General features: G+C 45.6%; 14 protein-coding genes and 4 tRNA genes. 16 read left to right on the plus strand and 2 right to left on the minus strand.

Annotation, left to right across the window (positions count from 1 at the left end; translation table 11 throughout):
* Window positions 1-466 precede the first annotated feature (466 nt).
* On the minus strand, window positions 467-1,720 hold the full coding sequence (locus tag AC1EKB_RS02535) for an ATP-binding protein (protein WP_481248764.1): 1,254 nt from the start codon (window positions 1,718-1,720) through the stop codon (window positions 467-469).
* A 462-nt stretch (window positions 1,721-2,182) separates the two neighbouring features.
* On the opposite strand from AC1EKB_RS02535, the gene AC1EKB_RS02540 reads away from it, so the two are divergent.
* The 4 genes from AC1EKB_RS02540 (at window position 2,183) to AC1EKB_RS02555 (ending at window position 2,569) form a co-directional block, all read left to right on the plus strand.
* Window positions 2,183-2,255: transfer RNA gene (locus tag AC1EKB_RS02540), tRNA-Gly, on the plus strand.
* 27 nt (window positions 2,256-2,282) lie between these two features.
* Window positions 2,283-2,353: transfer RNA gene (locus AC1EKB_RS02545), tRNA-Cys, on the plus strand.
* A 31-nt stretch (window positions 2,354-2,384) separates the two neighbouring features.
* Window positions 2,385-2,456: transfer RNA gene (locus AC1EKB_RS02550), tRNA-Val, on the plus strand.
* A 40-nt stretch (window positions 2,457-2,496) separates the two neighbouring features.
* A tRNA-Val gene (locus AC1EKB_RS02555) sits at window positions 2,497-2,569 on the plus strand.
* Window positions 2,570-2,813: 244 nt separating this feature from the next.
* On the opposite strand, the gene AC1EKB_RS02560 is transcribed toward AC1EKB_RS02555, so the two are convergent.
* A complete protein-coding gene (locus tag AC1EKB_RS02560; RefSeq protein WP_481248765.1) occupies window positions 2,814-11,699 on the minus strand; it encodes a Rib/alpha-like domain-containing protein in 8,886 nt (2,961 codons plus the stop codon).
* 585 nt (window positions 11,700-12,284) lie between these two features.
* Here AC1EKB_RS02560 and AC1EKB_RS02565 point away from each other — a divergent pair.
* The 12 genes from AC1EKB_RS02565 to rpmB all read left to right on the plus strand — a co-directional run bounded on the left by AC1EKB_RS02565 (window position 12,285) and on the right by rpmB (window position 24,296).
* On the plus strand, window positions 12,285-12,578 hold the full coding sequence (locus AC1EKB_RS02565; protein ID WP_415694127.1) for an ACT domain-containing protein: 294 nt from the start codon (window positions 12,285-12,287) through the stop codon (window positions 12,576-12,578).
* 19 nt (window positions 12,579-12,597) lie between these two features.
* Window positions 12,598-13,962, plus strand: coding sequence for a DUF711 family protein (locus AC1EKB_RS02570; RefSeq protein WP_481248766.1), 1,365 nt, complete (start codon window positions 12,598-12,600; stop codon window positions 13,960-13,962).
* A gap of 98 nt (window positions 13,963-14,060) precedes the next feature.
* Window positions 14,061-15,083 (plus strand): ribokinase, encoded by a 1,023-nt coding sequence (locus AC1EKB_RS02575; RefSeq protein ID WP_115794137.1) that lies wholly within the window; start codon window positions 14,061-14,063, stop codon window positions 15,081-15,083.
* Between the two features lie 67 nt (window positions 15,084-15,150).
* The gene (locus AC1EKB_RS02580; protein WP_481248767.1) at window positions 15,151-16,167 is read left to right on the plus strand and encodes a ribose-phosphate diphosphokinase; all 1,017 of its coding nucleotides are present in this window, start codon (window positions 15,151-15,153) and stop codon (window positions 16,165-16,167) included.
* 196 nt (window positions 16,168-16,363) lie between these two features.
* Window positions 16,364-16,660 (plus strand): 30S ribosomal protein S6, encoded by a 297-nt coding sequence (gene rpsF / locus AC1EKB_RS02585; protein ID WP_004131822.1) that lies wholly within the window; start codon window positions 16,364-16,366, stop codon window positions 16,658-16,660.
* 154 nt (window positions 16,661-16,814) lie between these two features.
* Entirely contained in the window at window positions 16,815-17,456 is a 642-nt protein-coding gene (gene ssb / locus AC1EKB_RS02590; RefSeq protein ID WP_016806626.1) for a single-stranded DNA-binding protein, read from the plus strand.
* A 190-nt stretch (window positions 17,457-17,646) separates the two neighbouring features.
* Complete coding sequence (rpsR, locus tag AC1EKB_RS02595) at window positions 17,647-17,895, plus strand: 30S ribosomal protein S18 (protein ID WP_004105399.1); 249 nt, start codon at window positions 17,647-17,649, stop codon at window positions 17,893-17,895.
* Between the two features lie 15 nt (window positions 17,896-17,910).
* The gene (rplI, locus tag AC1EKB_RS02600) at window positions 17,911-18,357 is read left to right on the plus strand and encodes a 50S ribosomal protein L9 (RefSeq protein ID WP_004112972.1); all 447 of its coding nucleotides are present in this window, start codon (window positions 17,911-17,913) and stop codon (window positions 18,355-18,357) included.
* 761 nt (window positions 18,358-19,118) lie between these two features.
* Window positions 19,119-20,264, plus strand: coding sequence for a mevalonate kinase (gene mvk, locus AC1EKB_RS02605; protein WP_422112749.1), 1,146 nt, complete (start codon window positions 19,119-19,121; stop codon window positions 20,262-20,264).
* Window positions 20,265-20,285: 21 nt separating this feature from the next.
* Entirely contained in the window at window positions 20,286-21,416 is a 1,131-nt protein-coding gene (gene mvaD / locus AC1EKB_RS02610) for a diphosphomevalonate decarboxylase (protein WP_119529206.1), read from the plus strand.
* Window positions 21,409-23,889, plus strand: coding sequence for a type 2 isopentenyl-diphosphate Delta-isomerase (gene fni / locus AC1EKB_RS02615; protein ID WP_481248768.1), 2,481 nt, complete (start codon window positions 21,409-21,411; stop codon window positions 23,887-23,889). Before mvaD ends, fni begins: the two co-directional genes overlap by 8 nt.
* A gap of 212 nt (window positions 23,890-24,101) precedes the next feature.
* Complete coding sequence (rpmB, locus tag AC1EKB_RS02620) at window positions 24,102-24,296, plus strand: 50S ribosomal protein L28 (protein ID WP_004128912.1); 195 nt, start codon at window positions 24,102-24,104, stop codon at window positions 24,294-24,296.
* Window positions 24,297-24,796: the final 500 nt, after the last annotated feature.

Genomic DNA, 24,796 nt, shown 5'->3' on the forward strand with positions numbered 1-24,796 from the left:
CGCGCACTTATGCTAAGTGTGTGAGTGCGCGCTTGAAATAGGCTTGCGTTAGGCGGCGGCGCGTGTTTTGTGCTGCAGCTTGCATGCGGGGTTTAGAGTTTGCTCGGTTTGCCGAAATTTCCTTTTCTTACCGTGTAGGTTCTTTATTCTGCTTGCAGGTGCTTAATGCTTGTTGCTAGAGATGGTTTTCCGCTAGGGACGGGATTCTGTTCTTTAGTTTTAAAGGCTTGTTAGGTTTCTAACAAGCCTTTTTCTTTTCTCGCTCCGACCTGCCTTCGAGCTTTGGATGCGCTAGTGATATTCCTGCATAGGCTGTTTACGCTTTTTGTTGCTCAACACGCCGTGAATTGCTACAAAGTGCGGAAGCTTGTAGTGCTCATGATGATCGCTGCGCGGCTAGCAATTCAAACTAGCGCGCAAAAAAATGACCACTTTGCGAGCGTTTATCAAGACTTATCAAGACTTATCAAGACTTATCAATCAACCAATCAACCACATACTTAACATGAATGCCGTCTATTAAATCAACTCCCGCATATCTGCCTGTAATAAGGAATTTTTCGTAGTTATCGCGTAATTTAAGCAAATTATCGGTTTCATGCGTATTTTCTGGCAATTGCTGAGTAACTTGATAATATTCAACCAAATCGCCCTTGCGCGCAATAAAATCTACTTCACTACCCTCAACTCGAGCAACATCAACGTCATACCCACTTCGCAGCAACTCCAAAAATACAATATTTTCTAAGCGATTACCCATATTCCCAAGACGATGACTAACTGCCTGATTTCTCAAACCACTGTCAACAATAAAATACTTTGCATTCTGCCTTAAGTATGCTTTGCCGCGAATATCGTACGGGCGAACTTCAAAGAACAGATAAGCATTTTGCAAAAGCTCTAAATACCTAGAAATAGTATGATTCGAAACTTCTATCCGCTCGTTTTTTAAAAGACTCGTAATTTTGAAAGCATTAACTAGCTGACCAACATTATCAGCCAAAAATGCAACTATTCTTTTAAGAGTAAAACTATCTTTTATTTGCGCGCGAGCAGCAATATCGTTAAGAATAATGGAATCATATATTCCTGAAAGAATAGTGTATCTAAGCGGCTCATCCGCAAGCACAACACTAGGAAATCCGCCATATTGTTCGTATTCTTTATACGCCAAATCGACTTCTCTAGAATTAACGTCGATTTGCTTTGCTCCTAAGAATTCCTTGAAAGAGAACGGATATACTGGTATTTCAACGTACCTTCCACTTAAATTAGTTGCAAGCTCGCCAGAAAGAAGTTTTGCGTTAGAACCCGTTATAACAATATCGCAATTAAAACTAACTCTAAGTGCGTTAATGGCTTTTTGCCAACCATCTACAAACTGTATTTCGTCTATTAAAATGTACGTTTTTTGTTGATTTACATTTGTTTGTTGACTTTTGCCACTGTTCGGATTTTCGCCACTGCGATTTTTACCACTGTGCATTTTTGAACAGATAACATTCATAAGATTGGAATCTGTAAGCACGTCGCGATATTCAAAACTTTCAAGATTTATGTATATTATGTGCGAGTCTGGCACTCCAAGCTTGCGAAGAGAATCCATGTATTGTTTAAGGATTACCGATTTTCCGCAGCGCCGTACGCCTGTTATCACTTTTACAAAATCAGTGTCTTTAAAAGCAAGAAGCTTATTAAGATAATCAGTTCTGGAATACATACGTTTGCCTTTCGCAAGTTGGAAGTCTACTTCCAAGTTTAGTGCAAAATGGCAAAAGTTGGAAGTCTACTTCCAAATTACGCAAAACAGGCTCATACTTGGAAGCCTACTTCCAGTAACTCAATACCGCCGTAAGTATAGTGCGCTTGTACAGCGTGCGAGTCGACGATTTCGAGCTGCATAATGCGCGAGAAATCACCTCGACTCGCTGAGCCGCTTAGCGTAGAAGCACGGTGTGCTTCTACGGCGGCGAAGACGTTAGCGCGCTTAGACCGCGCTAACGATACGCTTCATCCGCTGCGAAAAATCTCGAATCTCTACCGCACTTGATGCAGTCAGCGAGAGCGATTTTTCCGCTTTTGTTGCACGACACGCCAACATGTGGCGGACTTGAATTTATAAATATTTCTGGTATAGTAGTTACTCGTGCTTCGGGCTGGCGTTAGTTAGTGAGAAAGCATTGCGGACATAGCTTAGTTGGTAAAGCGCAACCTTGCCAAGGTTGAGACCGCGGGTTCGAGTCCCGTTGTCCGCTCTAGGTCTGGTGAGTTATCGGCCTTGTGGTGGGTTAGCCAAGCGGTTAGGCAGCGGCCTGCAAAGCCGTATAGATGAGTTCGACTCTCGTACCCACCTCGATTGAGCGTGTTAGCTTAATAAACAACCTGGGCGGTTGGCGCAGTGGTAGCGCACTTCCCTGACACGGAAGGGGTCACAAGTTCGAACCTTGTATCGCCCACTCGAAAGGATTGCCTTTCACGCATAATTAAAAAAATTTTGGGTGATTGGCGCAGCGGCTAGCGCACTTCCTTCACACGGAAGGGGTCATAGGTTCGATTCCTATATCACCCACAATATGTTTGTTTTCGCGGTATTTTGCCGCGTTTTTTTTTACTCATTTACGAACGCGCGAGCGATATTCTCGAGTCATTTCCGCTTTTAGACTATAACCCCCCGCTTTTTGTAGTCGAACACGCCGTTTAGAGCTATAAAAAACGGAAGTCTACAAAAGCGGATGTCTACAAAAGCGGGCAATAAAAAGGCCCAGAGCAATCGCTCCAGGCCTTTTATGGGTTTTATTTATAGAGGCTACTAGCTAGTTGCGCTTCTTGCGGCGAGATACAGCCTTTCCTGCTGCTCCCATGCCAGCAAGCATCGCAGATGCAAGAGCACTTAATGCAACACCAACGCCAGTATTACCTAGCGCACCTTTATCTCTTCTAGATCCACTATTGTGAGATTGGTTTCCATGATTATTGCTGTCATTGTGGCTGCTAGCATCATTTTTGTTGCCATTATTCTTTGCATTGTTTGCGTTGTTTGCATTATTGGCGTGGCTTCCGCTATCGTGGCTTCCGCTATCGTGGCTTTCGCTATCGCTACTACCGCCGTTGTCATCGTCATCGCTTCCGCTATCGCCGCTTCCGCTATCGCTACTACCACTATCGCTACTACCACTATCGCTACTACCACCGTCTCCAGGCTGCGCAATCGTACCTGTAACGGTGCTAGACGAGTCGCCAGCATTGCTGCTATCTCCGCTATTCTTTGCAACAGCGGTGATCGTGCTTCCGTCTTTAACGTTTGCAGCTGGAATCGTAACAACGCCAGTCTTTGGATCAACAGTTACGCCGTTAGGAGCAGAACCATCAATCTTCCACACGCGCGTATCGCCCTCGGCGATAACGGTGATTGTAACAGTTTGCGGCGTGCTTCCGTCGCCTTCAGGCGTATACGTAATAACAACCTTATCTACGCGCGTATCCGTAAGATTTGGCGTTATTGTGGCGCTTCCGTCTGCAGGCGTGTCTATGCGTGGAACGGCAATATCTCCGCCAACAGTTACTTCAACAGTGTTTCCAGTCTTAGCAAAATCACCAGTGCCTTTTGTAGGCGTAAGGTTTACAATCGAGCCAGGCGTTTGCTTAGGAATTTCGATTCTAAACTTGCCGTCTTCGTCTGCAACCCCTGTTCCGATTTGATTGCCATTGTTATCGGTAACAGTGATAGTTGCGCCTGGAATATCGGTTTTACCAGTAATCACTTGTTTTTCGTGATTGCCACTGTCTCCGCTTCCGCCACCATTTGGAGCGCCTGCTATAGACTGTTCGGTAATCTGCGGAGTCTTAAAGCCGGTTACAGCAGTAGCAGGATCAGATGGTTTATCCGTATTGTTCTTAGCTACTGCAGTAATAGTGCTGCCGTCTTCCAAATTCTTTGCTGGAATCGTAACAACGCCAGTTTGCGGATCAACAATTACACCTTCTGGAGTGTCTCCGTCAATCTTCCACTTGCCGTCATCACCCTTCTTGACAATAATTGTCTGTTCTGGCTTTTCTGGACCGTTAAGCGGATTTGGCTTGTCGTTGATTTCAATCTTCACAACCGTAGCATCATTATTTGGCGGTGTTACAGTTACGTTTCCGCCGTTCTTGTGATCGTCGGTTGGTACCGTAATCGTTGGCTTTTGCGGTTTAGCAGTGACGGTTGTGTTTACTGGATCGCCATGTTCGCTACCCTTGCTTGGAACAAGCTCGAGAGCTGTACCAGGATCCTTCTTATCGATTTCGATAGTGAAGTTTCCGTCTTTGTTGGCAGTTCCAGTACCAACAGTCTTACCGTCTTTGTCTTTGACAGTTACGGTGTTTCCTGGCTGAGTTTTACCAGTAATAGTGGTCTTATCAGGCTTCGTTGGCGTGTTTTCAGCATTGCCATCATTAATAAATGGCTTGTTGGTCACGTTTACTGTTACTTGCACTTCTACTGGGTTATTTACGCCTGGAATCTTGACGAGCACAGTGCCGTTAGTGGTGCCTGGCTTGTCGGTCTTTGGAGCAGCATCTTTCTTCCACTCGAAGGTGGTTCCCTTAGGTAATTCATCCTTATTAGCAATGCTGTCTTCTGGCTTTGGCTTGGAGTTTACTGGCACGCTCACCGTCTTGTCTTTTGGATTTGGCACGACGAACACGTTTACAGGCACATCTACAGGAGTCATTCCTGGAACCTGAACAGTCACGACGCCTGGTTGGTTGCCAGTCTTTGACGTATCAGGCTTCTTCTTCCAAGAAACCTCAGCATTCTCAGGCAAATCGCTATTATTCTTAATAACATCCTGTGGCTTAGGAGTGGTATCCTTGCTGCCAGTCTTTTGCAACACGGTTACGTCTTTTCCTTCAGGAGATGCTGTAACAGTAATTTCTACAGGCACTTCTTGAGGATCTTGCCCTGGAACCTTTACAATCACAGTGCCAGTAGTAGGACCCGTCTTGTCGGTCTTTGGAGCAGCACCTTTCTTCCATTCGAAGGTGGTTCCCTTCGGGAGATCTTTGCTATTATCAATGCTGTTCTTAGGATCTGGATCGCTGTTCTGAATAACGGATGTTTCCTTCGCTGTAGGCTTAGGAGTTATGTTCACAGGAACTTCGACTTCCACTGGATTTTTCACACCTGGGATATGAACGAGCACAGTGCCAGTAGTAGGACCCGTCTTGTCGGTCTTTGGAGCAGCATCCTTCCAGTCGAAGGTGGTTCCCTTAGGGAACTTATCCTTATTAGCAATACCCTTCGATGCGTCTGGAAGTTTGTCGCCAACCTTCACGTTAACAACATTCGTTTCTGGATTTGGCGTAACGTTCACGGTTACAGGCACTTCCACAGGCTTTTGACCTGGAATAGTAACAATAATCACGCCATTCTGCGTGCCAGGATTGCTGGTATCCGGTGTATTCTCAGGTTTCCACTCGAACTGCGTGCCATCAGGGAACTTATTCTTAATAACATCTTCTGCCTTTGGCAAATCCGTGCCTTGTGGCACGTTAATTTGTGGAGCACCTGGATCAACAACGTTCACCTTTACAGGCACATCCACAGGATCTTGGCCTGGAACTGTTACAACAACAATTCCTGACTTGTCGTTGCCTTCCTTAGACGTGTCTGGCTTGCCGTTCTCTTTCTTCCACTCGAAGGTGGTTCCCTCAGGGAACTTATCCTTATTGGCAATGCTGTCCTCTGGCTTAGGCTCCACGCCCTTTGGCACAGTCACAACTTGCGGTTGTGGATTTGGAGCCTTAATAGTCACAGGCACGTTGATCACGGTTGTTGATCCATCCGGATACGTAACCGTTACAGGCACCTCAAACTTGCCAGCCTTATCTCCATTATGGATTTTAGACTTATCTCCCTCAGCAATAGAGTAAGTTGGCTTATCTTTTTCGCCTGCTGGCCAAGTAGGAACGCTTACGGCTTTCTTAATTTCGTCCTCAGTAGGTGCTGTGCCATTCTCCTTAGTGATTTCTTTGGATGTAGGTGGATAAAGTTCAGACTGCTTATTTTTAATAGTCACTGGAACTTCAACAACTTTTTCTGTTTTATCAGGATATGTAATCTTGACTTGAACGTTAGTTGTTCCAGGAGTCTTACCATCTGGCAAAGCTTTGTTATGATCGTTCAACTCAATCTTTAAGTCATTCTTTTTGTTTTCTGGCCAACCAGGAACAGTTACGTTCTTAGTTACATCTTCAGATGTAACCTTCTTGCCATACTGCTCAACAACAGGTGTTACCTTTGGCTCGAAAGTATCCGACTGCTTGTTCTTAATAGTCACATCAACAGTAACTTTATCAACAGTTTTGTCAGGATACTCAACATCTACATTTACATGATAGGTGCCAGGGGTCTTGCCGTCTGGAATATCCTCATCTTTGCTGGTGATAGTGACTTTTGGCTGTGGCTTAGTTTTATCATCTTTTTTATATGGCCAATCAGGAACAGTTACAGCAGCTGCAACAGCATCCTTGGTCGTTTTCTTATCAGTGTTATACGGCTCTTCCACAGGGTCAACGTTCGGAGTGTATTCGTCTGCGTTTGTATCCGTTACAATAACAGGAACCTGTACAGTTGTGGTAGTGCCGTCTTCATACTCAATAGTTACAGGTACGTTAGTTGTGCCAGTCTTGTCCGTATTTGGAATCTTATCGGCATCAACCTTTACTTTAGGCTGCTTATCGCTGTCGCTCACACCAGTACTAACATGCTTTTTAATGTCTTCTTCACTTGGCTTATTTTTCTTGGCATTATCGCGCTTCAACTCTATAGGAGTTGCAGAAGCCTTATGAGTAACGTTATCTGGATCGCCAACTGTTACAGGAACTTCCACGTGATTCTCAGAACCGTCAGGATACTTAACAGTAACCTTAACTTTTACGGTTCCAGGAGTCTTAGTGTCGATAGGTATTTGACCATCGTCAACCGTAATTGTTGTGTCACCTGTTGTTGGTTTATTAGGAACGGTGACTTTAGCAATGATGTCAGCTTTAGAAGGGCCATTTTCGCCATACTTCTTAGTGATTACGCCGTCAACCTTTGGCGTGTGAGTTTCACTCTGAGGCTTTCCTACAGTAACCTTTACCGTTGCATTACTCTTAGAACCATCCTTATACGTAATGGTTACAGGAATATTGAAATCGCCAGGCTGAGTGCCATTCGGAACGGTGTTATTATCGTCAACAGCAATACTTGCTCCGTCTGGGAGGTTTGTAAGATAGGTTGTTTCGCCATTCTTCTTTAGCTTAACGCCATTCGTCTCTACATTATTCTTTATGCTAGTGTTCGGCGTCTTATTGTAGGCAACATTAATTGTTTGACCTTCTGGCGTATAAGTTTCGCTTTGTGGATCCAAAACTTTAACAGTTACTGTTGCAACGTCACTAGAGCCATCCGAATACTTAACCTCGACTTGCACTTTGCTTTCGCCAGGCTTATCGGTGCTTGGAACGTCTTTCGCGTTGACGATTTCTACTGACTGGAGTTTATCTTTTCCAGATGTGCCATTCCACGTCAAGCCGCCGCCCTTATCAAATGACTTAATCTTATCAGTCAATTCTTCTGGCTTAGTGTTCCATGGAACTGTAATAGTTTTGCCAACAGGGTCGTAATTGTTGGACTCTTTAGTAACAACAATAGGCACTTCAATCTTGCTGGAAGATCCATCCGGATATTTAACAGTTACAGGAACAGTGTAATTTCCATCATTTGTAGGAATTTTTCCAACTTCAAATGTTATGCCATTCTTATCGATTGGCTTATTTGGATTGTCATATTTTGTTATGGTAATCGCGTTGGTAATTGCGTTGTTATCCTTAGGATTATCGACTTTATTGGCAGTAGCAGTGTGCTCTTCAGCATCCGTGTACACGGAGATCTGAACCTTTAGCGTGGATGTATTGCCGGCTTCGTCTGTAACAACAAGCTCACGAGACCACTTATTCGCATCAGGATTCGTATTATCTGCGCGCTGAGCAGTGCCTGTAATAGTAATTTTTGCAGGCTTTTCTGCAGAATTCTTATCGTTATTAGTGATACTAATCTTGCTGCCAGTTATGTTTGTAGGCAAATCCGAACCAAATTTTGCGCTACTGATCTTGCCGCTGTTATCGTAAGCGTTGATATCAATGCTGAACTGCTCGCCCTTATGCACCTTGAACTGGTAGTACATTTTGCCATCGTCATGCTGCACCTGATTTGTAGCAGGGTTCTCAATAACAGGCGCAATATCGTCCTTAACGGTAACTTTTGTCTCTACTTCCTTAGTTGAACCATCTGGGAACGTTATGAGAACTTTAGCAGTTGTATCTTTGCCAGGCTTATTCCAATCTGGTTCCTTAGCCCAAGAGTAGGTAGCATCCTTAGGTAGTTTCTTTAGATCATCTGCATTAATACCGCTCTTAGGATCTGGATGCGTCGTGCCGCTACTCATGTTGTACGTAACAGGCGCGCTTTTAACGTCATCATACTTCTCTGCCTGCGTCTTAACAACAAACTCCACAGCCACTTTTGTAGTGTTGCCCGAAGGATCCACCGCCGTGATAGTACGCCTATACTTGCCAGGCTCAGTGTTGAGCGGAGTAGTGCCATCAAGCATCAAAGTCTTAGGTTTTTTATCTGTGCCAGTTCCAGTAGGATCTTTTTCTGTCTCGCCTGGAGTTTTAGGCGTTAAAGTAAGAGTTGTAACTTCTCCGCTGTTGTCTTTTGCAGTAATCTTAATATCGTTCTTATCACCGCGGTATGTAGTAATAGTAAATACTGGTGCTTTTTTTGGACCATCTGGATGTCCAGCATCAATGGTGTTATATGTGCCACCTTCGCCCTTTTGCTGAATTGTAACTGTAGGCTCTTTGCTATCCTTAACAGTTACCTTAACATCAACAGTTTCAATGCGCGGATTCTTTGGATCGTTAGTAGGAATAGTTACAATAACTTTTCCAGACTTTTCGTTGCCAACAGTGGAAGTGTCTGGCTTACCATCCTTTGCCCAAGCAAACTTAGTCTTTTTTGGAAGCTTGCGACTATTGGCAATAGCTTTCTTTGCATCTTTGTCGTCTAGCTGGTGATGTAAGTCAACAGTAATATTCTTTGACTTAATGTCTTCTTTCTTCTTAACTGTTACCTTTACAGTTTTTTCTACTTTGTTACCAGCAGCATCAGTTGCGGAGAACGTAAGATTGTATGTGCCAACTTCTTCAGGCTTAAAGCCAGAGAATGTATAAGTAAGCTCTTTTTCTGTAGCAGTATCCTTCGTGTAAGCAGTTTTTGCACGCGACATGTTGGCAATAATTTTGCTGAAATCAGTTCCAGAAAATGCTGTAGTTGCTGTTGCTGTGTCAATAGACTCAATCTTTACATCATCTGTTGCTGTAAGCGTGATAGTTAAATCTTTGCCAACTTCGACTTCAACATTATCTTTATCAGTAGTAAGCGTTGGTGCTTTGTCGTCTTTAGTAGCATTCTTAGGGTCGCTTACTGGCGACTGGACCGACTGCTCCTTAGTTGGATCTGCAGGATTTGTAGACGTTACGGCAGTTACATTTCCAGCAGGAATGCCGTCTTTAACAGTAATCGTAACTTTGCCATCGGCTCCAACTTTTCCAGTGCCGATTACATTCTTACCGTTATCCTTAAGAGTTACAGTGCTTCCTTCGGTGCCAGGGCCTGCGTTAACTACAACTTCCTTGCCCGCTACGCCTGCAACGCCAGTCAAATCAGTTTCAATCTTAGGCTTTTGAGGGCGCACAGTGAAAGTGACCTTTTCTTCCGCTGTGCTGCCGTCATTAAACGTGACTTTAGCAGTGTAAGTTTTCTTTCCTGCAACATCTGTGGAAGGCTCGCCGTTCACCCACTCTGCGCTCTTGATGTTATTCTTAGTAGCGTCGTCAAGCTTGCCAAGATATTCCTTAGCGTCAACCTTGCTGCCGTCTTTGGTCATTGTGAGCTTATCTTTAACGCTCACTTCAACAGTGTGATCCTTAAGCTCGCTCTTATGTTGCAATGCGAGCGGCTTCTTAACATTCACCTGAACAGTCACATTGTGATACGAACCATCACTATACGTCACTTTTCCAGAAGCGTATGCAGGAGCAGTGTCTTTGCCATTAAAGGCGATGTCAGGAAGCTTAGTTTCTGGAATAGAGTCAAAAGTAAGAGTGCCGCCTTCGGCTCCAGAAACATGCTGCTTGAGCTCATCTGCATTTGGCTTATGACCCCAATCAACAGTAATTGGTGTGGTGGTTGGAGCCTTATGCTTAAGATTTTGGTTCTTAAGATGTACTGTAATCGTCTTCTCTGCCTTGTTTCCAGAAGCGTCGGTTGCAGAAACAGTAACCGTGTAGTCGGAGTTTACTGGCGTATTGCCGTTCTTGTGCTCAAACTTAACGCCATTAATTTCGTGTTTGTAAGGATTCTTTTCAGTTGCATCAAAACCGTCGGCTTTATCCCCTGTAAAGTTTGCACCATTTATGTTATTAGGGAATCCGCTTACAGAGAACTTCGTCACCTTTTCGCTATTATCGGACGTGCCGAAAGTAATCTTTGGCGACTCGCCCTGATACACGTCAATGCTGTTATTGGAGTTATCGCTAATCTCCTTGCCGTTCAAATACAGCTTTGGAGCAATGCTATCGCTTTTTGTAGGTGGCACATTTTCATCTTTTGTACGACCAGAAATAAAGGTGTAAGCAGAGTGTGTGGTTCTGCCATAAGAGCTGCTATTTGCCCAAGTAAAGGCATTTTTGATTTCTTCATCGGTTACGCCTGGTCGAAGCTTTAACTCGCAATGCATTCGTACAGCGTAATTAACGTGAGTTGTTGTTATACCAATGCCGTAGTTGTAGCCGTTATAAGGTCTTTGGTTTGGTGGGATAGCCTTTTTAATAGCAGAATCCAAATCATTTGGGTTAACATGGAAGTTATCTTTTATGTCTTGATAACCTGGTCTGCCAGGGCGTACGCCTATAGAGTAATGATATGTTGAGTTATTGTGATCCTGACTATCTTTCAAGAAGTCTTGACTGAACGATCTGCTTGCGTCGTATTCAAACAAGCCAATATCATGCGAAAGATTTGCATACGTCTGAGGCGATCTGTTATTGCGCTTGTAGAAGTCAAATCTAAGATTGCGCATAGTGTCATTCTTGTAGCCGCCGTTACTTAAATCGGCAATTGCATAAGGAATTTGCCACACGTATTGATGCTTTGTTGATGCAGAAACCATGGATTTGCCGTCGTTGTTAAAGAACACGTCGAAAACCATGTATCTGTTATTGCCTTCGCCTTGAACGTGCGCATACATGTCGGTTTTGTTGATGATTCTATCCCAGTCGCCAACTTTGTCGTCTCCAACGTAGCCAAATTCGCCTTTACTGTTTAAGTAACGGTAGCGCTGATACTCAAGAATGTTCGGCGTATGCAGCCAAGGATTAGGATCGTTCTTACGCACTTGATCCGCAAAGGCCGCTGTAGTTGGAGGAAGAAGAATATTAGAGGATGCGAGGATTGGTTGACCGCCCAAGCAAGTGGCTGCAGTAAGAACCGTTGTAAGTGCGCTAAGTGACAGTTTGCGTGCGGTTGATGCACTAAAATTGGCGCTTACATTTGCAAATGAGCGATACTCTTGAGTGCGAGCGTGCTTTTGGCGAGTGTTCTTTACCATAATAATCCCCATTCTTTTTGTGTTCTTCTTTTATTCGGCCGCTTTGTGGTACATGTGTTGCATTGCGTTTGCATTACATTTGTATCTACGCCGCAACACATACGTGCATTAAGCGCATGTACGTCTTTTGTACGTTTTATACGTTTGTGTGCAATCTTGTTTTTTTGGATATTGTGTTTACCTATTTGCGATTGCTTAATATGTGCCTAACGTGTATGCATTCAAGCTTTGCGCAATTACGTGAACAGATGAATATTCATTAATTCAAAATATTATATCGTATTTTTGTTTTTTGAGTGAAATTTTTTAAGTGTGACATTAGTTACAAGTGTAAATTTTACTGATGGGGGGGGGGGGTATTTGATGCATATTATGTTGTTATAACAATATATGGAGGATTTTATTATAAATTTTTAACCTTTTATGAAAATTTATTCAGATGCTACTTTGGCGTGTTGCACAAATCGTCGATTATACGAGGCGGGCAATAGTATAAATAGGGAGAAAAACGCGCGCGAATGGCAAGTAGAATATATAGAACAGCTGTTGCGCAGCAAAAATCGCATATAGCCAATAGGAGTGATTATGAACACCACTAATCATGATGAAAACAAAGCCGTAATCACCGTGGTGGGCAAAGACGCTGTAGGAATCATAGCAAAAGTTACGACTCACTTAGCAAATAGCAAGGCGAATATTTTAGACATATCTCAAACAATCGTCAACGGATTCTTTAACATGATGATGATTGTAGACGTAAACGAAATAAGCGTAGAATTTGGCGAATTAGCGGAAGAACTGGCAAAGCTAGGCGAAGAAATAGGCGTTAGCATACATTGCCAGCGCGCAGAAATCTTTACAAACATGCACAGAATATAGGGATTAGTAGGAGAAGCCCATGCTAAACATTATGGAAGTGAGCGAAACAAACTCCATGATCGAGCAAGAAAAGCTCGACGTTAGAACCATAACAATGGGAATAAACCTGCTAGACTGTGCAGACGCAAGCGTGCAAAAAGTATGCGAAAACGTGTACAACAAGATTACGCGCCTTGCAAAAGACTTAGTTAGCACGGGCTGTGCGATTGAGCGCGACTACGGAATTCCGATTGTAAACAAGCGCATAACCGTAACACCAATAAGCCTAGTTGGAGCAGCAGCGTGCAAAAGCCCAGACGACTTCGTACAAATCGCGCACGCGCTAGACAAAGCAGCAAAAAAAGTTGGAGTAGATTTGATTGGCGGCTACTCTGCGCTGCCTGCAAAATCCATGACAGCTGCCGACCGCATGCTTATAGAGTCGCTGCCAAAAGCCTTGAGCGAGACTGATATTGTGTGCTCGAGCGCAAACGTTGGGTCCACGCGCACTGGAATCGATATGGATTGCGTGGAGCTGCTTGGGCGAGTAGTTAAGCAAATTGCGCGCGCGACTGCAGACCGCGACTCGTACGGATGCGTAAAGTTCGTTGCATTTTGCAACGCTCCAGACGATAATCCATTTATGGCAGGCGGATTCCACGGCGTAACCGAAGGAGACGCTGTAATAAACGTTGGCGTATCTGGGCCAGGCGTGGTTTCGCGCGCGCTAGACGAGGCGCGTGGCAAGAATTTTGCGTTCTTGTGCGAGACGATTAAGCGCACAGCTTTTAAGATTACGCGAGTCGGCCAGTTGGTTGCGCAAGAGGCATCTAGAAGGCTTGGTGTGCCGTTTGGAATAATCGACTTGTCGCTTGCGCCAACACCAGCCGTGGGAGATTCCGTGGGCGAAGTCCTAGAGAAAATCGGACTTTCTACTGTTGGCGCGCCTGGCACAACCGCCGCTCTTGCAATGCTTAACGATCAAGTTAAAAAGGGCGGAATAATGGCCAGCAGCTACGTTGGCGGGCTTTCTGGCGCGTTTATACCTGTTTCGGAAGACGCAAACATGATTGCTGCTGCAAAGTCGGGATGCCTTAAAATAGAAAAGCTAGAAGCAATGACGTGCGTATGCTCCGTAGGCCTAGATATGATTGCGATTCCTGGAAGCACAACCGCTGCAACAATATCTGGAATGATTGCGGATGAGGCAGCAATTGGCATGATAAATCAAAAAACAACTGCTGTACGCATAATACCTGTGGAAGGCAAAAGCGTTGGGCAAATGGCTAATTTTGGCGGTTTAATGGGATATGCGCCGATTATGCCAGTAAATACCGAAAGCTGCGAGGAATTCGTTTCGCGCGGTGGAAGAATTCCAGCGCCTGTGCATAGCTTTAAGAATTAGGCGAGTTAATCGTAAGTTAAATTGTGATTTGATTGCGGCTTGAATTAATACTTAATCACGCTTAAATCACGAATTAATAGAGTTTTACGAAAGGATTTATTATGGAAAAGACTACGCCACTAAGTGGCGAAATGCTTGCTAGCGCGCTAAAAAAGATAGGCGAATCAAGCAATCGCGTTGCTGTAGTAGGCTCCATGAACGCAGACTACACAATAGTCGCAGATCGTCTCCCAAATCCTGGAGAAACTGTAAACGGAAGTGATTTGCGCGTTCTTCCAGGCGGAAAATCGGGGAATCAGGCCGTTTCTGCAGCAAAAATAGGTGCAAACGTGCAAATGTTTGGCGCGGTAGGCAGCGATGAAAATGCAAAATTCCTATTAAACACGCTAGAATCTGCTGGAGTAGACACGTCTAGAATTTTGCGTGTAGAAGGCGTAAAAAGTGGCGCAACAGTAATAACAGTAGACGCAAAAGGCGGCGAAAACACAATCGTTTACGCTCCAGGGTCTAATGCAAAAGTGAGCGTTGAATACATTAATCAAAACGATGTTAAGCAAGCAATTTGCGGCGCAAGCGTTTTAGGACTTTGCCTAGAAAGCCCAATGGAAACCGTAACTGCGGCGGCAAAAATTGCGCGTGCGGCTGGCGTAAAAGTTTTGCTAAATAATTCTCCTTTTGTAAGCGAGCTGCCACGCGAATTGATTGAAAACGCAAGCATACTTCTTGTAAACGAGCACGAGATGGCGCAATTGCTTAAAATTAGCGAGCCAGAAGACGGAAATTGGGATGATTTTGATTGGCATGATGCGGCGCGCATTATGCACGAGTACGGCTTTGATGAGGCAGTTGTAACGCTTGGTGCAGAAGGCTCGGTTGTTTTAGACTATGCTGCGCAAGATGGCAAGAAGGCTGTGCGCATTTGCCCTCAGCGTGTTAAAGCAGTAGATACAACGGGTTGCGGAGACGCGTTTATGGGAACTGTTTTAGCAGGACTTGCAGCTGGATTTAGTCTGGATCAAAGCGCGCAAGTTGCAACTTACGTTTCGGCGTATGCAGCAATGGGATTTGGAGCGCAAAGCTCGTACGGCAATGCGCAGCAGGTTGTTCGCGCGTTTGAATAGTGGCGCTGTATGCTGCTAGACTAGTCGCGTATGCGTTTTTACTGATTTTGCAAACGGGAAGGCAAATATGTCAACAATTCTTGAAGGCACTCCAAAAAAGCAAATGATGCTTGTAACGGGTAGAGCGTATCCGCAACTTGCGGAAGAAACCGCCAAATACCTTGGAATAGACGTGCTGGAAACAACTGCCTACGATTTTGCAAACGGTGAGATGTATGTGCGCTTTACGCAGCCAGTTCGAGGCGCAGACGTTTTTGTTTTGCAAGCGCACACAGATCCAATCAACAATTGGATTATGGAACAACTGCTTATGGTGGATTCTTTAAGGCGAGCATCCGCTAGAAGCATAAACGTTGTTGCGCCTTTCTTTGGGTATTCGCGTCAAGACAAAAAGCATCAAGGCCGCGAGCCAATTACAGCGCGACTTATGTTTGACTTGTTCCGATCTGCTGGAGCTACAAGAATTTTGACTGTAGATATGCATGCGGCTCAAGAGCAGGGATTCTTCGACGGGCCTGTGGATCACTTAACGGCTATGCCAGTGCTTATTGACTACGTTCGCAACACAATGAGCCTAGAAAACACTACGATTGTTTCGCCAGATGCAGGGCGAATCAAGGTTTCGGAGCAGTGGGCTGCAAAGCTTGGCGGATTGCCATTAGCGTTTATTCACAAAACGCGCGATATAACAAGGCCAAATCACGCGGAAGCGCATGGAATTATTGGAGACATTCAAGGCCGCGATTGCATTGTTGTAGACGATATGATCGATACTGCTGGCACGATTTGCGAAGCTGTGCGCACTCTTAAAGGCGCTGGCGCAAAATCCGTTACTTTGGTTGCAACTCATGCGCTGCTATCTGGCCCTGCAGTAGAGCGACTTAAGAGTTGCGGCGCGCGCGAAATCATTTTAACGGATACTGTTCCTGTTCCAGAAGAAAAGCGCTTAGAAAATATGACGGTTCTTTCGATTGCTCCTCTTTTGGCTGCGGGAATCAGGTCTGTGTTTAGGTCCGGGTCGCTTGTTTCGCTTAGAAACGCGCTTCCAGAAGACATGAAGCATAGGAATATTTACGCTCATTAGTGTGGTTGATTAGCTGTGCGGCGGTGAGTCGCAAGCATGATGTAGACTTAATAGGTTGTTCGTAAAATTAAATATGCAAAAATTATTGCGTAATAATCGCGTAATAAATTGTGTAATAACTTGATTTACGAACGATTTTGCAAACACACTCCTGCTGTGGAAAGCCCGCAGCCGAATAGTCCGAAGGAGGTGGGTGATGTCTGCACACAAGTATGAACTGATGTTCATTGCCGATCCAGAGCTTGACGAGCGCGGTCTTAAGAAGTTGACCGAGCAGTATCTTGAGCTTGTCACCAAAGAGGGCGGTTCCGTTGATGGTACCGACTATTGGGGTCGCCGTAAGCTTGCTTACGAGATTGATGGCAAGAACGAAGGTAACTACGTTGTAGTGAATTACACTGCCGAGCCAGCACTTAGCGACGAGCTTGACCGTGTTTTGAACCTTAACGAATCAGTAGTCCGCACGAAGATTCTTCGCAAGGACGCAAAGTAAAGCAAAGTAAAGCAAAGTAAAGTCAAAAGTTTAGGGACAATATCCAAAATTTTATTTAGATTAGTTTGATTAATTTATAGTCAAATAGTCAAATTGGATTTGCTCTAAATTGTTCCACGAAATTGTTCCAAGTCTTAATAGAAAAGAGGCTACGATGGCTGGAGAAACTGTTATAACCGTGATTGGTAATTTGGCTAAAGAGCCAGAAACTGCTACCAGTTCCAACGGTAGTGTTAGAACGTCTTTTACGATTGTTTCTAATTCCTCTACTTTTGACAGAAGAACAAACAGCTACGTTAACGGCACGCCATTATCGCTTAGATGCGTTGCATGGGGCGACTTAGCTGAGCATTGCGCACAAACACTTACTAAGGGAATGCGCGTTATTATTCAGGGTAGGTTGCGTGCAAATAACTACGTTGATAAAAACAGCAACGAAAAACGATACAGCATTGATTTGATGATTGATGAGATTGGGCCATCCTTGCGTTTTGCAACCGCTCAGGTTAATCGTTTGAGCTCGAAGGGCGGTTTTGCTGGGAACAATGGCGGATTCAATCAGGGCGCTGGTGCTGGAGCTGGTATGAATGCTGGTGGATACACTGGCGGTTATGCTGGCGGCGCGAATTATGCAAATAGTGCGGCTGCTGGTGCTGGAATGAATGCGCAAAATGGCGCTAATCAGGGCGTAAACGTTGAAGACCCGTGGAGTGCTTCTGCTCCATCAAACGGCGGATTTGCAACGTTTGGAGCTAGCTCCGATTTTGGTGGAACAGACGAAGAGCCAGAGTTCTAGTTTTTCTAGTTTTATGCGCGCGCTAATGGCGTCTAGTCGCCGCTGCTTTAGGGCAGATAGTTTAGCGAATATGACTTATTGCTTGTAAAACTAATGCTGGTAAAAATCTAAATACGACTTTACAATTAAAAACATCAGTTTAGCGTATAAACAAAAACAAAAGTTTAACGCATTTAAGAGAGGACATCCTATGTCACGTAAGAGGCCGCAACCACCGGTCAAGCCTTTTAAGAAGAAGCCAAATCCTTTGAAGGCTGCCAAGATTACTGAAATTGATTACAAGGACGTTGCTTTGTTGCGTAAGTTCGTTTCGGACCGCGGCAAGATTCGTTCCCGTCGTATTACTGGTGTAACCGTACAGGAACAGCGCAAGATCGCGAAGGCCGTTAAGAACGCTCGCGAGATGGCTTTGCTCCCATACGCCACTACTGGTCGCTGATTGAGAGGATAGAACATGGCAGAAACCAAGGTTATTCTCACCAAGACCGTTGCAAACTTGGGTCACTCGGGTGACGTTATTACTGTTAAGGCTGGTTACGCACGTAACTACTTGATTCCACAGGGCTTGGCCTTTGCGTGGAATAAGGGCGCTGCTTCCCAGATTGAAGCGATGCGTCGCGCACGCTTGGCTAAGGCTGTTGCCACTCGCGAAGAGGCCGTTGCAGCTAAAGCCGCAATCGAAGGCACTGTTGTAGAAATCGCTGCTAAGGTGAGCGAGTCTGGCAAGCTCTTCGGTGGTATTTCCGCCGATAAGATTGCTGCTGCTTTGGCACCAAAGGCCGCCGTTGAAGCACGCGCTATTAGCGTTGCTGCAATCAAGACCACTGGCGAATTCCCAGCAACTGTGGCTCTTCACCCAGAAATCAGCGCTTCCTTTACTGTTAAGGTTGTAGCTGAGTAGTTAAACGTGTTCCAGCTTCCCACGTGGGTTTTGTGAGTTCTTGCAAGTTTTCTTGCGAATTTTTGCGGAATTTGCGATGGGAGGCAATCCATTTGGATTGATCTTAAGCATTGGCTCTGTGCGAATTGTGGTGAGTTTTACTTGCTGCGACTTGCGCGGAGCTTTTTTCGTTGCGAATCGACTTGCATGGGCGCTTTGACTGAGCTTGAAATTGCATAACGCATTTCAAGCTCCTTCAAAGCGTGATTTGGCTCAAATGTAAAGTCCAGTGGACTTTACATGCCAAATCAGCCGAACGGCTACTAATAGCCGTGAGGAATAGCGTAGCGCGCGAATGCACTTCGATTCGCTGAGCCGCTCAAACGTAAAGTCCAGTGGACTTTACGTGCGGCGAAGACGTGAGCGCAGCTAATCTGCGCGAGCGATATTTCCGCTTTTTGTACGTGATTTGGGTCAAATTTGGTACAAAGTGCGGAAATGGTTGACGCTTTTTGTACGTGATTTAGGTCAAATTTGGTACAAAATGCGGAGTTGTTTTCCGTGTTTTGTTGTTGAACACGCTAATTAGAGAAACAAAATTCGGGAAATGTGAATGTGTTGTGTGCGTATTGCGTAAATCGTGGTGTTGAATCGTTTTAGCTACTAAATTATAAAAGTTGATAAATAGACTTAACATGCAAAAGCGAGCATTTGCGCAATTATGCAATGCTAATAATTAAGCAATGCCAATAAGTGAACCAGTGCGTCGCAAAGGAGGATTAGTGACTGAGTGCAACACTTTAGCGAATCGCCACGCGTCTAATCCGTGCGATTGCAATAATGAGCGCACAAAAAATCGCGTACATAATCGCATTGGCGTTGGGCAGACTTGCGCAAAAGTAATTCTTTTTGGTGAGCATTCGGTTGTTTATGGCCACAGTGCAGTGGCTCTTCCGCTGAAAAATCTTAAGATGCGCGCAACAGTTAGTAGCGCAATCGCAGAAAAGGCATCAATCGCAGAAAACGCATACAATGCATTAAACACAGGTGCGCAAAAGTCGCAAGCAACCGACGAGCTAGTTGCACAAATCGAAAATAATCCTAATAAAAACAGCTTGCAAGAGCTTGCTCAAAGTTACGTAACGCTTAAAGCGTTGGATTTTTGCGGGCCATTAAAAAATGCGCCAAAGCGTTTGAACTCCATTAAAACCGCGATTTATAAGGCTTTGCAATTTGCGAATTGGCGCGGCGAAGCGTTACAAGTGGAAACAGCTTGCGATTTTCCGCCAGAGCGAGGATTGGGGTCGTCGGCTGCAGCTGCAGGTGCTGTAATTCGCGCGATTCTAGGCTATTATGCGATTGAAGCCAGCGAGGATCAGCTTTTTGCGCTTACGCAGGAGGCGGAAAATGTTGCTCATGGAAAGGCATCGGGATTAGACGCTAAGGCTACTGCTTCGGCGCGCGCGGTGCGATTTTTGTGCGGAGAATTTAGCAACATAAATATACGATTGCACGCGTGGCTTGTTTTGGCTGATTCGGGGTGCAAGGGTCAAACGCGCGATACGGTTGAAGCATTGCGCAAAAAGCGCGATTTGAATCCGCATGCGGTTGATGCGATGCTGGAGCAGCTTGGGAAAATTGCTATTAGCGCGCAAGATGATTTAGAGCTTGGGCAGCCGCTGGAAATTGGGCTTAAGATGAGCCTCGCGCACAAGATTCTTGCGCAATTAGGCGTGAGCACGCCACTATTAGACGAGTTGGTTAGTGCTGCGTGCAAAAGTGGTGCTTTGGGAGCAAAGCTGACTGGAGGAGGCGGTGGCGGATGCGTTATCGCGCTTGCGCAAAACTACGATAATGCGCTTAAAGTGGCGCTGGCTTTAGAGCGTGCAGGTGCTGCCAAAACGTGGATTGTGGAAATCGGCAGTTAGAAAGGTTATAGAAAGGTTATTGTGGAAAACGTTGAAATTGAGCCAAAAATAGCGTTTGACGAGTCGATGCAAACGCATTGCGCAATCGCGGAAGCAAACGCAAATATTGCGCTAATTAAGTATTGGGGAAAGCGCGACGAGCAGTTTATTTTGCCGTATTCTTCCTCGCTATCTTTGACTTTAGGTGGATTTTTCACAAAAACTAGCGTGCATTTTGACGATTTTCTAAAAGAAGACTCCGTTTGCTTAAACAACACAGAGCTTAGTGGCGATTTATTGCAAAGCGAAGAGCGCGCGCGAATTGTAAGAATGCTAGACATGGTGCGGAAGATGGCTGGAATCGAAAGCCATGCGCGAGTCGTAAGCAAAAACACGGTTCCAACGGCAGCGGGCCTTGCGTCTAGTGCCTCGGGTTTTGCAGCGCTGGCGGCGGCTGCAGCGTATGCGGCTGGTCTTAGGTTAAACGCGCGCGAACTTTCGATTTTAGCGCGCAAAGGGTCGGGGTCGGCATGCAGGTCGATTTATGGCGGATTGGTGTTGTGGAACGCGGGCGTGAGTAGCGAAACAAGTTGCGCGGAGCCAATTGAATCGCCAAAAGATTTGAATCTTGCAATGGTGGCTGTTGTTTTGAATCCAAGCAAAAAGAAGATTTCGAGCCGCAAAGCAATGCGTCAAACGGTTGAAACGTCGCCGCTTTATAAAAGTTGGATCGAAAGTTGTAAAGATGACATTACAGCGGCTTTGCAAGCGATTAAAAACTGCGATTTAGAGGCGTTGGGCGAGGTTTCGGAGAGAAATGCTTTAGGAATGCATGCTGCAATGCGCGCGGCCAATCCTAGCGTTGACTACCTTAGCGAAGAATCGCACGCCGTGCTTAGAGTCGTGCTGCAAATGCGCGGCGAGGGGTGGCCTGTTTGGGCTACAATGGACGCAGGTCCAAATGTTAAGGTTTTAACTAGTGCGGAGCAAGTTTTGCGCGTTAAAAACGAGTTGAGGCTGCGCGTGTTGAGTGAGATTAAGAGTTTGCGCGAGTCGCAGAAATCGGCGGATTTTGCGGAATCTGTTGAATCAGCGCAATCCAATCCGCAGTTTATTATTGCGCGCCCAGGCGATGCGGTTAGCGTAACGGCGTACGGAGAAAATCATGACTAAGTTTCAAGCGGAAGCTCCTGGAAAGCTTTATATAGCAGGCGAATACGCTGTTGTGGATGGAAGAGCGGCAATCGTAGCAGCTGTGAATCGTTATGTTAAAGTTACGGTTGACGCGGCTGGAGCTTGCGATTTTTCTGAAGATGCCGACTGTGGCAGGAATTTTTACGGCAGGAATTTTTACGGAAAAATTGCGTGTGAGGATAAAAACTTTGAGCCATTATATTGGAAGTTTGGCGGCGCGCGTTTTGGCAATAACAGGGAATTTATTTTAGATAAAAGTTGTGGATGCGGATGCGGTGTTCGCGCGGCTGCTTGCGATTTGCCAGCGGAAGAATCGCCAGCAACCAACGATTTGCTAGAACAAACTAATGTAGAAAAAATTAAAAAATACTACGCGTACGTAATTTCCGCAATGAACGTTGTAGATGAATATGCGCGCGAGATGGGCGTGTTGTGCGCGGCGGAAGCACTGGGCGAAACGCGCGAATACAACGTACGCATTGAAAGCGATTTAGACGATAAAAAAAGTGGCAAAAAATACGGGCTTGGATCATCTGCAGCCGTAACGGTGGCGGCTGTGCGAGCGCTGTGCAAATGGTACGGATTAACGCTTGCAACGCCAGAATTGTGCAAATTGGCCATAATCGCGTCTTCGCTAGTAAAAAAGTCGGGAAGCGGCGGAGACGTGGCTGCAAGCGCATACGGTGGGTGGGTAATGTACCGCGCATACAATCGCGAATGGCTTAAAGCAGAAGTGGAAATGATTGAAAGCAGCGACTCAAGCCTACACGAGTTGTTGCAGAAAAAGTGGCCGCGATTTGAGGTAAAACGCTTAAAAGTGGGCGCAAGCTTGCGACTTTTAGTTGGCTGGACGGGCAGCCCTGCCAGTAGCGCGGAGCTTGTTGGAAGCGTAAAAGCTGGAGTGAAATCTGGAGTGAAATCTGAGGCAAGCGGCACTTTAAGCGTGAATAATATTGCTAAAACATACGCTAAAACATACGCTAAAAATTACGAAGATTTTTGCGTGCAAAGCGAAAAATGCGTGCAAAAAATCGCAAATGCACTAGAAAATGGGGATTTTAACGAGTTATTAAGCGGATTCGCGCAAAATCGTGTGCTGCTAAAAGATCTTGGCGAAATCACGGGAACGCTAATCGAAACACCAAAACTTACGCAGCTAATCGAAGTTGCCAACAGTGCAGGATTGCCATCCAAAACAAGCGGAGCAGGCGGAGGAGATTGCGGAATCGCGATTGCGCGCGCACAAGATTTTGATGCAGTGGCTAATCGCATTAAAGACGAATGGCAAAAAAGTGGGATTGAAGCGCTTAATCTGAAAGTCGCAGAATTTGATGAAAATCGCGACTCTTCGCTTATTGAACAGCGTAAAGACGATCACATAAAACTTGCGTGCGAACAATACAAAGCGCACGCGGAATCTGGTTTTGAACAAGTGCGATTTATTCCAAATGCGTTGCCGCAATTGGCGCTAAGCGACGTAGATACAAGCGTGAGTGTGCTTGGTGCCGCCGAAAAATGGGACGTTCCGCTGTACATTAACGCAATGACGGGTGGCAGCAAGAATGGCGAAAATATAAACGCGTCGCTAGCTAGAGTGGCAGCAAAAACTGGTGTAGCAATGGCGTGTGGCTCTCTAAGCGCAGCGCTTAAAAATCCGCATCTTGCAGAAACCTTTAGCGTGATTCGGCGCTTTAATCCGCGCGGATTTGTTATGGCAAATGTGAGCGCAGGAGCGAGCGTTGAGCAGGCGATTAAAGCTGTTGAAATTTTGCAAGCAAACGCGTTGCAAATCCACCTTAATGCAGCGCAAGAGCTTGTTATGAGCGAAGGCGACCGCGATTTTAGCGCGTGGCTTAGCAATATTGAGGCTGTTGTGCGCGCGCTTGATTCAATGAAAGTGCCAGTTGTTGTTAAGGAAACTGGATGCGGAATGAGCGCTGGGGATGTTCTGCGGTTGCAAAATGTGGGCGTGCGCGCTGTGGACGTTGGTGGGCGCGGCGGCACGAATTTTGTTGCGATTGAAAATGCAAGGCGTGGGGGTGTGCGCGGCTACGAGTTCCTTGATTCTTGGGGGCTTACCACTGTTGAGTCGTTGCTGGATATAGCGCAATGCGATGAGATTTTGCGCGATTCTTGCGATTCTTGCGATTGTGCGGCTGCTTGCGATTCAGCGGCAGCTTGCGATAGTGCGCAAATGCAAGTGTTTGCAAGCGGAGGAGTGCGTACGCCGCTTGATGTTGTGCGCGCGCTGAAGCTTGGGGCGAGTGCAGTTGGAGTCGCTGGCGAGTTCTTGCATACGCTAACTTGCGAAGGAGAAGATGCACTTGTTGAGCAGATTGAGGATTGGAAGACGCAAATTCGCGTAATAATGGCGTTGCTTGGATGCAAGAATATTGCCGACTTGCGCAAAAATGCGCGCATCTTGATTGATGGCAAGCCGTTCGCGCTGTAACGCGCGAACGATATTTCCTTGTTCAACGTTGCGCGAGGTTTGAGTATTTCTCTCCTCGCGTATGTTGTAATGTCGGGCGTAGTGATATACTTGTGTAGTTGTGCGTTCAAGCATGCTTATTTGTTTATGCGATTTAGCATTGGTTAGTCGCGTTTGGATTTGCGTGATTGGGCGACGCAAGACTTGCAAGTCAAAGAAAATAGGAGTCCATTATGGCAGCTCGTTGCGCATTATGTGGCAAGGGACCGCAGACCGGTTTCAGTGTTTCACATTCGCACATTCGCAATAAGCGCACCTTCCGCCCGAACCTTCAGCCAGTTCGCACCACCATTGATGGCGAAAATGTTCGCCTTCGCGTGTGCGTAAAATGCATTAAGGCAGGCAAGGTTCAGCGTGTTGAAGCGTGAATCGCGTGTTAAATGTAAGGCCCTGAGCAGTGCTCGGGGCTTTTTTATTTCCCCATTTTTCGCTTAAATCGTAGCGCACTAATTCCTTACTTAATGTTGCGCGAAGTTTGAGTATTTCTCTCCTCGCAAGTGACGCGCACCTTTACGGATATCTTATGAACGTTAATATTCTAAGGCTTTAGGATGGCGCTATTTATTGCTCGTAGAGAAATACATCAAACCTTCTGAATATCTAGGACTTTTGCGTGGTTTTCATCACCGAGATTCTCGATTTTTCTTGCTCTCTCGGCGAGTCACCACCTTCGGCGCTGAGGCTCGCCTCGATAGCGGCGAAAAATCTCGAATCTCTACCTAGCTTAGTGAAATCTGCGTAATCATGTAGTGCGATTGTACTTAAAATACGGCGTGTCGTCATACAAACGCACTACACAAACACATAAAACTGTAGTGTGTTTGTACTGAATTTCCGTGTTTTTTGATACAAACGCACTACATAAAGC

The sequence above is a fragment of the Gardnerella sialicivorans subsp. sialicivorans genome, from assembly GCF_056746795.1.

What these genes read in the sequence shown, in the direction of transcription:
- AC1EKB_RS02535 (WP_481248764.1), bottom strand. Translation starts at nt 1,720, where the DNA reads ATGTATTCCAGAACTGATTATCTTAATAAGCTTCTTGCTTTTAAAGAC.
- AC1EKB_RS02560 (WP_481248765.1), bottom strand. Translation starts at nt 11,699, where the DNA reads ATGGTAAAGAACACTCGCCAAAAGCACGCTCGCACTCAAGAGTATCGC.
- AC1EKB_RS02565 (WP_415694127.1), top strand. Translation starts at nt 12,285, where the DNA reads ATGAACACCACTAATCATGATGAAAACAAAGCCGTAATCACCGTGGTG.
- AC1EKB_RS02570 (WP_481248766.1), top strand. Translation starts at nt 12,598, where the DNA reads ATGCTAAACATTATGGAAGTGAGCGAAACAAACTCCATGATCGAGCAA.
- AC1EKB_RS02580 (WP_481248767.1), top strand. Translation starts at nt 15,151, where the DNA reads ATGTCAACAATTCTTGAAGGCACTCCAAAAAAGCAAATGATGCTTGTA.
- rpsF (WP_004131822.1), top strand. Translation starts at nt 16,364, where the DNA reads ATGTCTGCACACAAGTATGAACTGATGTTCATTGCCGATCCAGAGCTT.
- ssb (WP_016806626.1), top strand. Translation starts at nt 16,815, where the DNA reads ATGGCTGGAGAAACTGTTATAACCGTGATTGGTAATTTGGCTAAAGAG.
- rpsR (WP_004105399.1), top strand. Translation starts at nt 17,647, where the DNA reads ATGTCACGTAAGAGGCCGCAACCACCGGTCAAGCCTTTTAAGAAGAAG.
- rplI (WP_004112972.1), top strand. Translation starts at nt 17,911, where the DNA reads ATGGCAGAAACCAAGGTTATTCTCACCAAGACCGTTGCAAACTTGGGT.
- fni (WP_481248768.1), top strand. Translation starts at nt 21,409, where the DNA reads ATGACTAAGTTTCAAGCGGAAGCTCCTGGAAAGCTTTATATAGCAGGC.
- rpmB (WP_004128912.1), top strand. Translation starts at nt 24,102, where the DNA reads ATGGCAGCTCGTTGCGCATTATGTGGCAAGGGACCGCAGACCGGTTTC.